Below are 13,966 nucleotides of genomic sequence, written 5' to 3' on the forward strand. Positions count from 1 at the left end.
CCGCCCCGCGCGGGGCGGCTAGCCTCTGCGTACCCGGGCGGTCCCGGCGCGGACGGCCCGGCGACCGGCACGCGCGGCGGCCCGGCCCACGGCACCCACGGACGGCGGAAGGCTGATTCATGGAGCACACCCCCGACGCACCCGCGACCCCCGACGGCACGGAACGGACGTACGACCTCGTGCTCTTCGGCGCGACCGGGTTCGTGGGCGAGCTGACCGCCCGGCACCTCGCCGCGCACGCCCCGGCGCACTGCCGCTGGGCGCTGGCCGGGCGGGACCTCGGCAAACTGGAGAAGCTGCGGGAGCGGCTGGCCGCCGACCATCCGCACTGCGCCGGACTGCCGCTGCTGCGCGCCGACTCCTCGGACGCCGCCTCGCTGCGCGAACTGGCCTCCTCGGCGCGGGTGGTGGCGACCACGGTGGGCCCCTACGTCTGGTACGGCGAGGGACTGGTCGCGGCCTGCGCGGAGACCGGCGCCGACTACGTGGACCTGACCGGCGAGCCGGAGTTCGTGGACCTGATGTACGTCCGCCACCACGCGCGGGCGCGGGAGACCGGGGCGCGGATCGTGCACGCCTGCGGGTTCGACTCGGTGCCGCACGACCTGGGCGTCTACCACACCGTGCGGCAGTTGCCCGAGGGCGTGCCGCTGCGGGTGGACGGCTTCGTCCGGGCGGGCGCGATGTTCTCCGGCGGGACGTTCGCCTCCGCGCTCACCGCGTTGGGCCGCGGCCCGCAGACCCTGCGGGCGGCCCGGGAGCGACGGCGGCACGAGGCGGCGCCGGCGGCGGGCCGGCGCACCCGGGGTCCGCTGGGCGCGCCGAGGTTCAGCCGGGAGACGGGCCTGTGGGCGCTGCCGCTGCCGACGCTGGACGCGGCGATGGTGGCCCGGTCGGCGGCCGCGCTGCCGCGGTACGGCCCGGACTTCCGCTACCGGCACTACGCCGGGGTGAAGACGCTGCCGGTGGCCGTCGGGGGCACGGCGGCGGCCGGGCTGGTGCTGGCGCTCGCCCAGGTGCCGCAGGTCCGGCGCGGGCTGATGGACCTCTACGGGGCGGGCAGCGGCCCGGACGAGGAGCGCCGCCGCCGGAGCTGGTTCTCGGTGCGGTTCGTCGGCGAGGGCGGCGGCAGGCGGGTGTTCACGGAGGTCTCGGGCGGCGACCCGGGCTATGACGAGACGGCGAAGATGCTGGCCGAGTCGGCGCTCTGCCTGGCCTTCGACACCCTCCCGGAGACGTCCGGGCAGACCACCACGGCCGCCGCGATGGGCGACGCGCTGATCGACCGGCTGGTCAAGACGGGCATCCGCTTCCGCGTGGCGCACACCCGCTGAGACCGCACAGCGGGCGCGCCCGGCCGGCCGCCGCCACAGGCGACCGCCCCGGTCAGGCCGTCGCCGCGGTCCGGCCATCGCCCCCGGCCGGGTCGCCGTCTCCGGCCGGATCGCCGTACGCGGCCGGGGCGCCGCTCGCGGCCAGACCGCCGTCTCCGGCCGGACCGCCGTCTCCGGCCGGACCGCCGTCTCCGGCCGGACCGCCGTCTCCGGCCGGACCGCCGTCTCCGCTGCGGCCGCCGCATGCGCTCAGGCCACCGCCTCCTTCAGGGCCTGGCGGCACAGGGCGTCCGCGTGGCGGGTGGTCTCCGGAAGGCGGTAGCGGGGCGAGAGACGCAGGGTGTGTGCTACGGCGTGGTCCAGGTCGACGCGGTGGCCCGCGGAGACGAAGACGGGCTTGACCCCGGCCCGGGTGCACAGGGCGCGGCCCACCTCCTCGCCGTCCGCCAGCAGCGGGCTGGTGGCGCCGCGCCGGGCCTCCGGCGGCCGGTAGGCGAAGGCGAACGGGTTCTTCGCGACGCCGATCACCGGCAGCCCGGTGAGGACGCCCAGATGGCTGGCGAGGCCGAAGCGGCGCGGGTGGGCCTGCCCGTAGCCGTCGCAGACGACCAGGCCGGGGCCGGCGGTCAGGCGTCCGAGCGCGGCCAGCACGGCGGGTATCTCGCGGAAGGCCAGGAGCCCGGGGACATAGGGGAAGGCGACCCGCCCCACCGCGGTGGCCCGCTCGACCACGTCGAGCGTCGCCGCGTCCAGGACCACGGCCGCGGCGGCGACCAGATCGCGCTCGTCGTCGTAGGCCACGTCCACCCCGGTGACGAGCCCGGCGCCCGGCGGCGGGCCCGGCTCGTCGAGGACGACCCTTCCGCGCAGCGCGTCCTGGACGGCCAGCGCCTCGGCCTCCGTCGCGGGCCAGTCGGCCGGCCTTCCGATGATCGTCATCCCGCCTCCCCCGTGATCTCGATCATGGCGGCCACCCTACGGGCCGCCACTGACAACCGTCCGGGACGGCCCGCTCCGCGGCTCGCGGCGGCGATCCGGAATCCGGCGGTCCGGGGAAAGCGCGCCCCGCGCCCGTGACGCGGAGGGCCGTGACACAGTTCACAGACGGGAAGAGTGCACGTGCCTCTCTCGTTCGTCGTCCTTCCCGTTGTCAGGGAGGCGTATCGCCGCACCAGCGCGCACAAGGGAGCCGGCTGTGTCCACCGTCATCGAGCAGGCCGTCCAGGTGCGACTCGTCGCACCCGCACCCCGTATGGACACCGTCCCGGCCACCCTGCGCTACGACCTCGACGATCCGTTCGCGGTGCGGATGGCCTTCCCCGCGCCGGCCACCCTGGAGGGCGTGGAGGCGGTCTGGGCGTTCTCCCGCGAGCTGCTGGCCGACGGGGTGGACGAACCGGCCGGCGTCGGCGACGTGCGGGTGCGGCCCTTCGGCTACGACCGCACGGTGGTGGAGCTGCATGCCCCGGAGGGCGTCGCCGTGCTGCACGTGCGGACCACCGTGCTGCGGGAGTTCCTCAGCCGCACCCGGCATCTGGTCCCGGCCGGTGACGAGCACCGGTTCCTGGACCTGGAGCACGATCTGCGCGAGCTGCTGCGCGACGCCTGCTGACCGGCCGCGCCGGCCGGTCCCGATGGACGTCCCGTCGGACCTCCCAGTGGACGCCCCGGAGCGCGGTCGTCAATTCGGTTGCCCGGCCCCCGGGGCGGGCGTAGCTTTCTCGACGGCCCTGTTGTCGCCGATTGGAGAAGGACGTTGCTCGTCTGAGGTCCGAGACACCGTGCCGCACGCCCGCGTCAGGCGGAGTGCGCACCGTTGTTGTGCAGTGACCTCGGCGTATCCGCCGTCCTGTCCTCCCCGCCGCCTCCGCCCGCGGTGTCTCACCCGTTGCCCCCGCCTTCTCTTACGCAACCGGGAGACCCGTATGTCCACTGCCCCCACCTTCATCACCTGCACCGACCTGTCGTTCTCCTGGGCCGACGGCACCGAGGTGCTGGACGGCTTCCAGCTCGCGGTCGGCCCCGGCCGCAGCGGCCTGATCGGCCGCAACGGCTCCGGCAAGTCGACGCTGCTCAAGCTGATCGCCGGTGAGCTGGCCCCCGGCGACGGCTCCGTCCGCATCGCGGGCGAGGTCGGCTACCTGCCGCAGGACGCCACGCTGGACACCGCGCTCGGGGTCGACCAGGCCCTCGGGATCGCCACAGCGCGGGCGGCCCTGCACGCCATCGAGGCGGGCGACGCCCGGGAGGAGAACTTCGCCGCGGTCGGCGACGACTGGGACGTCGAGGAGCGCGCCCGCGCCGTGCTCGACGAGCTGGGCCTGCGCCACGTCGGGCTGGACCGCACCGTCGGCGAGATGTCCGGCGGCGAGTGCGTGCTGCTGCGGCTGGCCGCACTGCTGCTCGCCCGGCCGGACGTACTCCTGCTGGACGAGCCGACCAACAACCTGGACCTGTACGCGCGGCGGCGGCTCTACGCGGCCGTCGAGGCCTGGTCCGGGGTGCTTGTGGTGGTCAGCCACGACCGCGAACTACTCGAACGGGTGGACCGGATCGGTGACCTGCGCGACGGTGAGGTGGCCTGGTACGGCGGCGGCTACTCCGACTACGAGGAGGCCGTCGCCGCCGAGCAGGAGGCCGCCCAGCGCATGGTGCGGGTCGCCGAGGCGGACGTGCAGCGGCAGAAGCGCGAGCTGAGCGAGGCGCAGATGAAGCTGGCACGCCGCAAGCGGTACGGGCAGAAGATGTACGACAGCAAGCGCGAGCCGAAGATCGTCATGAACGCGCGCAGGCGGGCCGCCCAGGAGTCGGCCGGCAAGCACCGCATCATGCACCGCCAGAAGCTGGCCGAGGCCCGCGAGCGGCTGGACGAGGCGGTGGAGGCGGTACGCGACGACGACGAGATCCGCGTCGAGCTGCCGTACACCGCCGTGCCGCCCGGCCGGGGCGTGCTGCTGCTGCGCGAGCTCGAACTGCGCCACGGGGCGCGGGTCGGCGGCGAGCTGGAGCTGCGCGGCCCGGAGCGGATCGCGCTGGTCGGCCGGAACGGCTCGGGCAAGACGACGCTGCTGCGGACCATCGCGGGCGAGCTGGAGCCGGTGGCCGGAGAGGCGGTGGCGCACATTCCGCTGCGCTATCTGCCGCAGCGCCTGGACGTGCTGGACGACGCACTGAGCGTGGTCGACAACGTGGCGCGGTACGCCCCGGAGGCCACCGCCAACCGCATCCGGGCGAAGCTGGCGCGCTTCCTGTTCCGCGGGGCGCGCGCCGATCAGCCGGTGGGCACCCTCTCCGGCGGCGAGCGGTTCCGCGCCTCGCTGGCGGCGCTGCTGCTCGCCGAGCCCGCGCCGCAGCTGCTGATGCTGGACGAGCCGACCAACAACCTGGACATGGCCAGCGTCCGTGCGCTGACCGCGGCGCTGGAGGCGTACGAGGGCGCGCTGATCGTGGCCGGCCATGACGTGCCCTTCCTGGAGACCATCGGCATCACCCGCTGGCTGGTGCTGGAGGACGGCGCACTGCGCCCCACCAGTGCGGCGGAGGTGGCCGGCTGGGAGGAGGGCCAGCTGTAAGGGGAAAGGGCTCATGGGCCCGCGTGCGCGTCACCGGTCGTGACCGGCCGTGTACGGAAGCGGAGTTCAGGGGGCCGCTTACGGGTCCTTAACCTACGGTCTCGTAACCTACGAGGCCGTAGGTAATTCTCCCGTCCCCAGGAGCACCCGCATGACCCTCACCACTCCCCACCTCGGCAGCTCGGACGGCTGGACCGACGCCAAGCTGCTGTACGCCCTGGAGGAGGTGGTCGAGAAGGAACTCAACCGCCACCTCAAGGTCGCCAAGGACTGGATGCCGCACGAGTACGTGCCGTGGTCGGACGCCCGGAACTTCCCCGCGCTCTTCGAGGACGGGGAGGCGTGGGACAAGGAGCAGTCCAAGGTGACCGACGTGGGGCGGATCGCCCTGGTGGTCAACCTGCTCACCGAGGACAACCTGCCCAGCTACCACCACGAGATAGCCACGCTCTTCGGCCGGGACGGCGCGTGGGGCACCTGGGTGCACCGCTGGACCGCCGAGGAGGGCCGGCACGGCATCGTGATGCGCGACTACCTGCTCGCCTCGCGGGCGGTGGACCCGGACGAGCTGGAGCGCTTCCGGATGGCGCACATGAGCGAGGGCTTCGAGTCGGACAACCGGCACTCGATGCTGCACTCGGTCGCGTACGTGGCGTTCCAGGAGCTGGCCACCCGCATCTCGCACCGCAACACCGGCCACCAGTCGGGCGACCCGGTGTGCGACCGGATGCTGGCGCGGATCGCCACCGACGAGAACCTGCACATGGTCTTCTACCGCAACCTGCTGGGCGCGGCCTTCGAGATCGCCCCGGACCTGACCATGCAGGCCGTCCGGGACGTGGTGGTCGACTTCCGGATGCCGGGCCACGGCATGCCCGGATTCGAGCGGGCCGCGGCGCAGATGGCGATCGGCGGCATCTACAACATGCGCATCCACCACGACGACGTGCTCCAGCCCGTGCTGCGCTTCCTGAAGGTGCTGGACATCGACGGGCTCGGCCCGGAGGGCCGCAAGGCGCAGGAGGAGCTGGGCCTGTACATGGGCGGACTGGACGCGGAGGCGGCCAAGTTCGACGAGAAGCTGGCGGCGCGCCGGGCCCGGATGGCGGCGCGCGGCAAGTAGCCGGGCAGGGCCGGCGGGGCGGGGGCGGCCGCGCCGCCGGCCGCCGGGCCGCGCCGCCGGCCGCCGGGCCGCGCCGCCGGCCGCCGGGCCGCGCCGCCGGCCGCCGTCAGGCCCGGCGGCGCAGCCGCAGGCGCTCCTGCTCGGACAGGCCGCCCCAGACGCCGAAGCGCTCGTCGTTGGCGAGGGCGTACGCCAGGCAGGCGGCACGGCCCTCGCAGGCGTTGCAGAGCCGCTTGGCGTCCCGGGTCGACGAGCCGGGCGCGGGGAAGAACAGCTCCGGTCCGGTCTGTGCGCACAGGGCGCTCTCCTGCCAGGAGAGGTCCTCGTCGAGCGGGACGGCCAGGGCTTCGGGGTGGGGTCGGGTGTGCATGGGACCAGGCTGTCCGGCCGCGCTAAACGGCCCGTCAACGGTCGATCAACGACCCCGCCCCGCCCGGGGCCCTCGGGGCCGCTCAGTGGCCGGCGTGCGCCCCGCCGGAGCGGCCGGCGGCCGCGGGCGGGTGGTGGGGGTCGTAGCCGGGGACGGTGCCGTCCGGCTTGGCGACCAGCAGCAGTCCGGCCATGCCCATGTCGGAGTGGGACTGCACATGGCAGTGGTACATCCACGCGCCCGCGCCCACGTGTTCGCCCGCGATCACCTGGAAGCCGAAGGAGTCGGCGGGTCCGGTGATCTTGTTGTCGACGATCCGGCTGGGATCGTCGGGGCCGGTGAGCATCCCGGTGCGGTTGTCCGCCCAGCGGTGACCGTGCACATGGAAGGTGTGGTAGAACTCGCCGTGCGTGATCGAGATGATCTCGATCCGCTCCCCCACGGTGCAGCGGAAGTCCGGACTCTGGTGTCCGGGGCGGTTGTTGACGGTCATGTCGTTGAAGACGACGGTGAACTGCCGGTCCGGGAGCAGGTCGCCCTTGCGGCGCACCACCAGCGGGCCGTAGAGGCCCTTGCGAATGCCTCCGGTGCCGTGGTCGGTGCCGACGACGTGGTCGTGGTAGTGCCAGTAGCCGGCGCTGCCAGCCTGCCAGGTGCCGTCCTTGCGGCGGCCGGGCGTGTGGGTGCGCCAGGTGTAGGTGCGGGTGCCGCCGGGGGCCACATGGCTGCGGTTGAGCCGGGTGCCGTCGCTGGCCACGTCGTAGTCCACGCCGTGCACATGCAGGCTGGCGTCCACGTCCGTGGCGTTCTCGAACTCGATGTGCAGGGTGTCGCCCTCGGTGATCTCGATGAGCGGGCCCGGGATGGTGGCCTTGCCCTTCTCCAGGCCGTAGCCCATCTGACCGTCCGGCAGCTTCTCGGCGTAGAGCTTGAGGTGGCGGACCTGGCCGCCGGCCGGGGCGGTGCGGGGCGGGGCGGCGGCACTCGGGACGGCTGTCTGGCCGGCGGTCGCCGCCCCGGTGAGCGACAACGATGTCACGCCGGTGGCGGCGACCGCTCCCCCGACCAGCAGGCGCCGGTTGAAGCTCCGTCTGCCGATGCCACCGCTACCGCCACCGGCCGTGCCGCTGTTCTCGCCGTCCATGCCGTCCATGCCGAACTCCCGTGTGACACGCGCAGGATGACGGGGCGGTGAGCCCCCGGGCGGGGCACACGGTAGCGTCCGCAGAACCGTTTTTCCACAGCCGGGACAAAGTTTGCCGGATTGCTGCGAGGCTATTGGCGTGCACGGCGAAGGGGTCTAGCTTCGTCGGCGTTTGCTGTGACGATGAGGGTGGGTGAGCAATGCGCAGAGCACCACATCACCGGACGAGATCCCGCCAGGCGGTGACGGCCGCGGTGGCCGCGGGCGTGCTGGCGGCGTCGCTGCTCGGCGGTACGGCCGCGACGGCCGAGCCGCGGCAGGACCCCGCGCCCCGGGCGCGGACAACGTTGTCCCTGCCGTCCCCGCCGGGCGGGGACGACGTACGGGTGCTGGTCTTCCACGCCTCGGCGACCGCCGAGTCGCCGACGGTGGACGCCGGCATCGCGGCCGTGGAGGCGATCGGGCGCTCCGGACCGGCGGCCCAGCGCTTCACCACCGTGGCGACCGACGACGCGGCGGTCTTCACCAACGCCCGCAGGCTCGGGAAGTTCAACGCGGTCGTCTTCCTGACCGGCGGCGGCGACGTCCTCGACCCCGCCCAGGAGGCCGGGCTCGAGGCGTACATGGAGGCGGGCGGCGGCTTCCTCGGCGTGCACGACGCCGCGCGCACCGAGCCGTACTCGGACTGGTTCACCGGCCTGGTGGGGGCGCGGCCGGCCGCGAACAGCCCGACCGCCGTGCAGCGCGCGACCGTCGAGGTCGGCGACCGGGTGCACCCGGCGACCAGCAGACTGCCGCTGAACTGGAAGCGCGCCGACAGGTGGCTCAACTGGACGGCCAATCCGTCCGGCACGGTGCACACCGTGGCCCGGGTACGGGAGAGCAGCTACGCGCCGGGCACGAGCGCCAACGGCTGGGACCACCCGGTCTCCTGGTGCCGTGACTACGACGGCGGCCGCTCCTTCTACACGGCCATGGGCGGCACCGCCGACTCCTACGCGGAGACCGACTTCCGCGAGCACCTGCGCGGGGCGCTGCACTGGACGACCCGGCTCTCGCGCGCCGACTGCAAGGCGACCATCGACGCCAACTACCGGGCCGAGCGGGTCACCCAGCCCAACCAGCCGGGGCAGAACGACCAGATCGGGGAGCCGCACGGGCTGGTCGCCGCGCCGGACGGGCGCCTGCTGTACATCGGCCGGGGCGGCGCGGACTCCTCCAAGCCGGTGGTCACCGACTGGAGCAACCCCGACATCGGCAAGGGCCGGGGCGAGATTCACGTCTACGACCCGAAGACCGGACAGGTGACGCTCGCCGGGGCGCTGACCGTCTTCGGGAACAAGGGCGGCGGCGACGAGCTGGTGAAGAACGAGGAGGGCCTGCTCGGCATCGAGCTGGACCCGGGCTTCCTCTCCAACGGCTGGGTCTACCTGCACTACACGCCGCACTCCCGGATCAACCGGGACACCCACATGGCGGAGCGGTACGTCTCCCGCTTCACCCTGGACCACGCCACCGGCAAGCTGGACACGGCCAGCGAGAAGGTGCTGCTGAAGTGGCCGGTGCAGATCCACAGTTGCTGCCACGCGGGCGGCGGGATGGCCTGGGACTCGCAGGGCAACCTCTACATCGCCACCGGTGACAACAACTCCAGCGGCTTCAGCGGCGGATACTCGGGCAACAACCCGCAGCCGAACTTCAAGGGCGTGTCCTTCGCCGACGCCCGCCGCACCTCGGGCAACACCAACAACCTCAACGGCAAGATCCTGCGCATCCACCCCGAGGCCGACGGCACCTACACGCTGCCGGCCGGCAACCTCTTCACCGGCGAGGAGCCGGACGAGGGCGGCGGCAAGACCCGGGGCGAGATCTACGTCATGGGCGTACGGAACCCGGCCAGGATCTTCGTCGACAAGTCGACCGACACCCTGTACGCGGGCTGGGTCGGCCCGGACGCGGGCGCGCCGTCCACCACCTGGGGCCCGGCGAAGTACGACACCTTCGCCGCCATCACCAAGGCGGGCAACCACGGCTGGCCCTACTGCATGGGCAACAACCAGCCCTACCGCGACCGCAACCTGCCCGACCCGGCCAAGCCGCTGGGCTGGTACGACTGCGCCAAGCCGAAGAACGAGTCGCCCCACAACGACGGCCTGGTCAACCTGCCGCCGGTGACGCCGAACACCATCTGGTACTCCCCGCAGGGCGGCGGCGTGGACTACCCGCGCGACGCGGCCGGGGTGCCCAGCTACCGGCAGGAGGAGCAGAAGCTGCTGCTGCCGTGGCTCAAGGGCGGCGGGCAGGCCACGATGAACGGCCCGGTGTACCGGTACGACGCCGCGAGCGGCAGCGCGGTGAAATGGCCGGCGTACTGGGACGGGCACTGGTTCGTCGGCGACTTCTACGACGGCGACCAACCGCGCCACGCGGTGCTCACCGACCCGAGGACCGTCGGCAAGGGCGGGCTGCCGGTGCACGCCCAGTCCCTGAGGAAGATCATCCCGGTGGGCAACGGCGGCATACGCAACCTGATGGACTGGAAGTTCGCGCCGGACGGCTCGCTGTACGTGCTCGACTACGGGCGCGGCTTCTTCACCTCCGACGCCTACTCCGCGCTGTGGCGCGTGACCTACACCGGCGGCGAGCCGACCCCGGCGGCCGGACAGCTCGCGAGGGGGGAGACCCGGTGAGACGCAGTCGACTGTCCCGTCCGAGCGGTCCGGTGCGGCGGTGGACGGCCCTGGTCGGGTCGCTGCTGCTGGTGCTGGGCCTGACGGCCGGCGCGGCGTACGGGCGCGACGCCCGGCCCACGGCATCGGGGTCGGTGGCCGAGCAGGTGCTGACCTGGACGGCCGGCGATCCGATCGACCGCTATCTGACGATGCCGCAGACGGCGGTCGCCGGTCCGGCGACGATCGCCTTCGAGAACAGCGCGGCCACCGGCAACACCACCGGCATGCCTCACACGCTGACCTTCGACGTCTCCGGCTCCGACGGCTACAACCACGACGTCCGGCTCAACATCCTGGCCAACCCCGGTGACGCGAGCGGCGGCAAGCACACCGCCCAGGTGGTGCTGACGCCGGGGAAGTACCGCTTCCACTGCACGATCCCCGGGCACGGCCAGATGCAGGGCGTGCTCACCGTCACCGACGGCGGCGGCGGTGCGGACACCACAGCACCGGAGACCTCGGCCGCCGTCCAGGGCGAGCAGAATGCCGACGGCGACTACATCGGCCACGCCACGGTGACGGTCACCGCCGCCGACGCGGGCTCGGGCGTCGAGCGCGTGGAGTACGCGGTGGGAGCCGACGGCCCGTGGCAGAACTACGCCGCGCCGGTGATGGTGCACGAGGTGGGCGACCACCTGATCCGCTACCGCGCCACCGACAAGGCGGGCAACGTGGCGGCCGAGAAGAGCGTCGAGTTCACCGTCGCCGCCCCGCCGACGGACGACACCGCCCCGCCGGAGACCTCGGCGACAGTGAGCGGCGAGAAGGACGCCGAGGGCCGGTACGTGGGCATGGCGACGGTCACCGTCACCGCCTCCGACACCGGCTCGGGGGTCAACACCATCCAGTACGCGCTGGGCGCGTCCGGGGCCTGGCAGGCGTACACCGCCCCGGTGATGGTGCACCAGGCGGGCGCGCACACCGTCCGCTACCGGGCCACCGACAAGGCGGGCAACGCGGCGGCCGAGAAGTCCGTCGCCTTCACCGTGGTCGCCCCGCCGGCGGAGGACCGCGAGCCGCCGGTCACCCGGGCCGCGCTGTCGGGGACGGTGAACTCCGACGGCGCTTACGTCGGGCGGGCGACGGTGACCGTCACCGCCACCGACACCGGCTCCGGGGTGGCGAGGACCGAGGTCTCCCTGGACGGCGGCCCCTACCTGGCGTACACCGCGCCGCTGGTGGTGGACCGGGTCGGCTACCACACGGTGCGCCACCGGGCGACGGACCAGGCGGGCAACACCTCGGCGGCCCAGCAGGCGGCGTTCCACGTCGCCGAGGGCGGCGGGGCGCCCGCGCCGAACTGCCCGGAGTACGACGAGCGGGAGACGGTGTTCGTCGGCTCCGTGGACAGCGGGGTGCCCAACCGGATGACCCGCTCCCGGTGCACCGTCGGCGAGCTGATCGAGGACGAGAGGGACTGGTCCTCGCAGGCGCTGTTCCTCAAGCACGTGGACACCGTCCTGGACAGGCTGCTGGCGGACGGCGTGCTCGACGCCCGCGAGCACAGGAAGGTCTACCGGGCGGCCCGGCAGTCCGGCATCGGCAGCCCCGGCCAGACCGAGGGCTACCGCCCGCTGTTCGACGGCACGGCCACGTCGTTCGCGAAGTGGCAGCAGGTCGGCGGCGGCGCGTTCGCCCTCAACGCCGACGGATCGATGACCAGCAGCCCCACCGTGCCCGGCATGGGCATGCTGTGGCTGCCGCAGCGGACCTACGGCGACTTCTCGCTGAAGCTCCGGTGGCGGGACGACGCCCCGGGCACGGGCAACGCCAACGCGGGCGTCTTCGTCCGCTTCCCCGGCGTCCACGGGCACCCCGAGGAGCCGCGCCCCGAGTGGGTCGCCGTCAAGTACGGCCACGAGGTGCAGATCCTGGACCGGCCGGACGGCGACATGTACAAGACCGGCTCGGTGTACGGCTTCGACCGGGTCGGCCTCGGCGGCGCGGGCGTCACGCCCAAAGGCACCTGGAACGACTACGAGATACGCGTGGAGGGCCAGCACTACGCGGTGTTCCGCAACGGTGTGCTGATCAACGAGTTCGAGAACGACGGCGGGCAGGACTTCACCCCGCCGCGCGGCGACGACCCGGGCACCGACGGCCGGCGGTACGCCACCGGCCACATCGGGCTCCAGGTGCACGGCGCCACCGATGTGATCTCCTACCGGGACATCCGCGTCAAGGAGCTGTGAGGCGACCGCGAGGGGCTAGGACTCCTTGCGGGCGCGGCTCGGCTGTACCCGCTTGGGCTCACCCGGCATCTTCGGGTAGTCCGGCGGGTACGGCAGGTCCGCCAGGCCGTGTTCCCGCTCGTCCCGGGCGGCCAGCTCCAGCAGGCCGTCCAGCGAGAAGGCGTGGTCGTCCATGTCGGCGTGGATGTCGCCCAGTTCGGCGAACCGCACCGGCATGGTGGCGAGGTCGAAGTCGCGCGGGTCGGCGTCGTCCAGCTCGTCCCAGCGCAGCGGCGCGGAGACGGGGGCGTGCGGGCGGGGCCGGATGGAGTAGGCGGAGGCGATGGTGCGGTCCCGGGCGGTCTGGTTGTAGTCCACGAAGATCCTCTCGCCCCGCTCCTCCTTCCACCAGGCGGTGGTCACCCGTCCCGGCATCCGGCGCTCCAGCTCCCGGCCCACGGCGATGGCGGCGCGCCGCACCCGGGTGAAGTCCCAGCGCGGCTCGATCGGCACATAGACGTGCAGGCCCCGGCCGCCGGAGGTCTTGGGCCAGCCGCGCAGTCCGTACTCGTCGAGCAGCGCGTGCAGTTCGTGGGCGGCGCGCACCGCGTCGGCGAAGCCGGTGCCGGGCTGCGGGTCCAGGTCGATGCGCAGCTCGTCGGGGTGGTCGGTGGCGTCACCGCGCACCGGCCAGGGGTGGAAGGTGAGGGTGCCGAGGTTGGCCGCCCACAGCACGGCGGCCGGTTCGGTGGGGCGGATCTCGTCGGCGTAACGCCCGCTGGGGAAGGTGATGTGCGCGGTGGGGATCCAGTCGGGCAGGTTCTTCGGGGCCCGCTTCTGGAAGAAGGACTCGCCCTCCACGCCGTCCACGAAGCGTTCCAGGGTGGTGGGGCGGTCGCGCAGGGCGCGGGTGATGCCGGAGCCCACGGCGAGGAAGTAGCGCGCCACGTCCAGCTTGGTGAAGCCGCGCTCCGGGAAGTAGACCTTGTCCGGGTTGGACAGCCGTACGGTCCGCCCGCCGGCTTCCACCTCCACCGCGTTTCCCTTGGCCGCCATGGTCGCCACAGTAGGGGGAGGCGACAGAAGCCGCATATCGAGCCTGAGGTGTAAAGCGGGCGTATCGGGTGCGGCTCCGGCAGAATCGGCTCCATGGACCTGCCGGTGATGCCGCCCGTGAAGCCGATGCTGGCCAAGTCGGTGAAGACCATCCCGCCCGGGATGCAGTACGAGGCCAAGTGGGACGGCTTCCGTGCGCTGGTCCACCGCGACGGGGACGAGCTGGTGATCGGCAGCCGCACCGGAAAGCCGCTGACCCGGTACTTCCCGGAGCTGGTCGCCGCGCTGCTGGAGAAGCTGCCGCCGCGCTGCGTGGTGGACGGGGAGATCGTGATCGCCCACGACGGCAGACTGGACTTCGACCGGCTCTCCGAGCGGATCCACCCGGCGGCCTCCCGGGTGCGGATGCTCGCCGAGCGCCAGCACGTCGAAGGCGATGAAGCGGGCCGGGGTGCGCTCGGCGA

The 13,966-nt window shown here is 73.1% G+C and carries 11 protein-coding genes; 7 read left to right on the forward strand and 4 right to left on the reverse strand.

Going from position 1 to position 13,966, the window contains the following annotated elements; all coding sequences use genetic code 11:
- Positions 1 to 119: 119 nt before the first annotated feature.
- Positions 120 to 1,334, forward strand: a complete 1,215-nt coding sequence (locus C6N75_RS11090) for a saccharopine dehydrogenase family protein (protein ID WP_105868702.1) — start codon at positions 120 to 122, stop codon at positions 1,332 to 1,334.
- Positions 1,335 to 1,583: 249 nt separating this feature from the next.
- Here C6N75_RS11090 and C6N75_RS11100 read toward each other — a convergent pair whose 3' ends face one another.
- Entirely contained in the window at positions 1,584 to 2,273 is a 690-nt protein-coding gene (locus C6N75_RS11100; protein WP_105868703.1) for an endonuclease V, read from the reverse strand.
- Between the two features lie 256 nt (positions 2,274 to 2,529).
- On the opposite strand from C6N75_RS11100, the gene ssgD reads away from it, so the two are divergent.
- From ssgD to C6N75_RS11115, 3 genes are all read left to right on the forward strand, one after another.
- Complete coding sequence (gene ssgD, locus C6N75_RS11105; protein ID WP_105868704.1) at positions 2,530 to 2,946, forward strand: spore wall synthesis regulator SsgD; 417 nt, start codon at positions 2,530 to 2,532, stop codon at positions 2,944 to 2,946.
- Between the two features lie 313 nt (positions 2,947 to 3,259).
- Positions 3,260 to 4,906, forward strand: coding sequence for an ABC-F family ATP-binding cassette domain-containing protein (locus C6N75_RS11110; RefSeq protein WP_105868705.1), 1,647 nt, complete (start codon positions 3,260 to 3,262; stop codon positions 4,904 to 4,906).
- Between the two features lie 151 nt (positions 4,907 to 5,057).
- Positions 5,058 to 6,029 carry an acyl-ACP desaturase gene (locus C6N75_RS11115; RefSeq protein WP_105868706.1) on the forward strand — a complete coding sequence of 324 codons (972 nt, stop codon included), beginning with the start codon at positions 5,058 to 5,060 and terminating at the stop codon, positions 6,027 to 6,029.
- Positions 6,030 to 6,135: 106 nt separating this feature from the next.
- Here the strand turns inward: C6N75_RS11115 and C6N75_RS11120 are convergent, their stop codons facing one another.
- Both C6N75_RS11120 and C6N75_RS11125 read right to left on the reverse strand, forming a co-directional pair.
- Positions 6,136 to 6,399 (reverse strand): WhiB family transcriptional regulator, encoded by a 264-nt coding sequence (locus C6N75_RS11120; protein WP_105868707.1) that lies wholly within the window; start codon positions 6,397 to 6,399, stop codon positions 6,136 to 6,138.
- A gap of 82 nt (positions 6,400 to 6,481) precedes the next feature.
- Positions 6,482 to 7,498 (reverse strand): multicopper oxidase domain-containing protein, encoded by a 1,017-nt coding sequence (locus C6N75_RS11125; protein ID WP_105868709.1) that lies wholly within the window; start codon positions 7,496 to 7,498, stop codon positions 6,482 to 6,484.
- 245 nt (positions 7,499 to 7,743) lie between these two features.
- Here C6N75_RS11125 and C6N75_RS11130 point away from each other — a divergent pair, with 245 nt between their 5' ends.
- The gene (locus C6N75_RS11130) at positions 7,744 to 10,233 is read left to right on the forward strand and encodes a ThuA domain-containing protein (RefSeq protein WP_181160439.1); all 2,490 of its coding nucleotides are present in this window, start codon (positions 7,744 to 7,746) and stop codon (positions 10,231 to 10,233) included.
- Positions 10,230 to 12,467, forward strand: coding sequence for an OmpL47-type beta-barrel domain-containing protein (locus tag C6N75_RS11135; RefSeq protein WP_258177346.1), 2,238 nt, complete (start codon positions 10,230 to 10,232; stop codon positions 12,465 to 12,467). Before C6N75_RS11130 ends, C6N75_RS11135 begins: the two co-directional genes overlap by 4 nt.
- A 15-nt stretch (positions 12,468 to 12,482) precedes the next feature.
- On the opposite strand, the gene ligD is transcribed toward C6N75_RS11135, so the two are convergent.
- Positions 12,483 to 13,502 carry a non-homologous end-joining DNA ligase gene (gene ligD, locus C6N75_RS11140; protein ID WP_105868708.1) on the reverse strand — a complete coding sequence of 340 codons (1,020 nt, stop codon included), beginning with the start codon at positions 13,500 to 13,502 and terminating at the stop codon, positions 12,483 to 12,485.
- A 93-nt stretch (positions 13,503 to 13,595) separates the two neighbouring features.
- Between ligD and C6N75_RS11145 the strand changes: the two genes are divergently transcribed.
- Positions 13,596 to 13,966 (forward strand): ATP-dependent DNA ligase (locus C6N75_RS11145; protein ID WP_456340826.1); only part of this gene is annotated, 371 nt, incomplete at its 3' end.

It is taken from the genome of Streptomyces solincola (assembly GCF_002982015.1).
In the GTDB taxonomy this organism is placed as follows: domain Bacteria; phylum Actinomycetota; class Actinomycetes; order Streptomycetales; family Streptomycetaceae; genus Streptomyces; species Streptomyces solincola.

What these genes read in the sequence shown, in the direction of transcription:
- ligD (WP_105868708.1), bottom strand. Translation starts at nt 13,502, where the DNA reads ATGGCGGCCAAGGGAAACGCGGTGGAGGTGGAAGCCGGCGGGCGGACC.
- C6N75_RS11110 (WP_105868705.1), top strand. Translation starts at nt 3,260, where the DNA reads ATGTCCACTGCCCCCACCTTCATCACCTGCACCGACCTGTCGTTCTCC.
- C6N75_RS11090 (WP_105868702.1), top strand. Translation starts at nt 120, where the DNA reads ATGGAGCACACCCCCGACGCACCCGCGACCCCCGACGGCACGGAACGG.
- C6N75_RS11115 (WP_105868706.1), top strand. Translation starts at nt 5,058, where the DNA reads ATGACCCTCACCACTCCCCACCTCGGCAGCTCGGACGGCTGGACCGAC.
- C6N75_RS11120 (WP_105868707.1), bottom strand. Translation starts at nt 6,399, where the DNA reads ATGCACACCCGACCCCACCCCGAAGCCCTGGCCGTCCCGCTCGACGAG.
- C6N75_RS11100 (WP_105868703.1), bottom strand. Translation starts at nt 2,273, where the DNA reads ATGACGATCATCGGAAGGCCGGCCGACTGGCCCGCGACGGAGGCCGAG.
- C6N75_RS11130 (WP_181160439.1), top strand. Translation starts at nt 7,744, where the DNA reads ATGCGCAGAGCACCACATCACCGGACGAGATCCCGCCAGGCGGTGACG.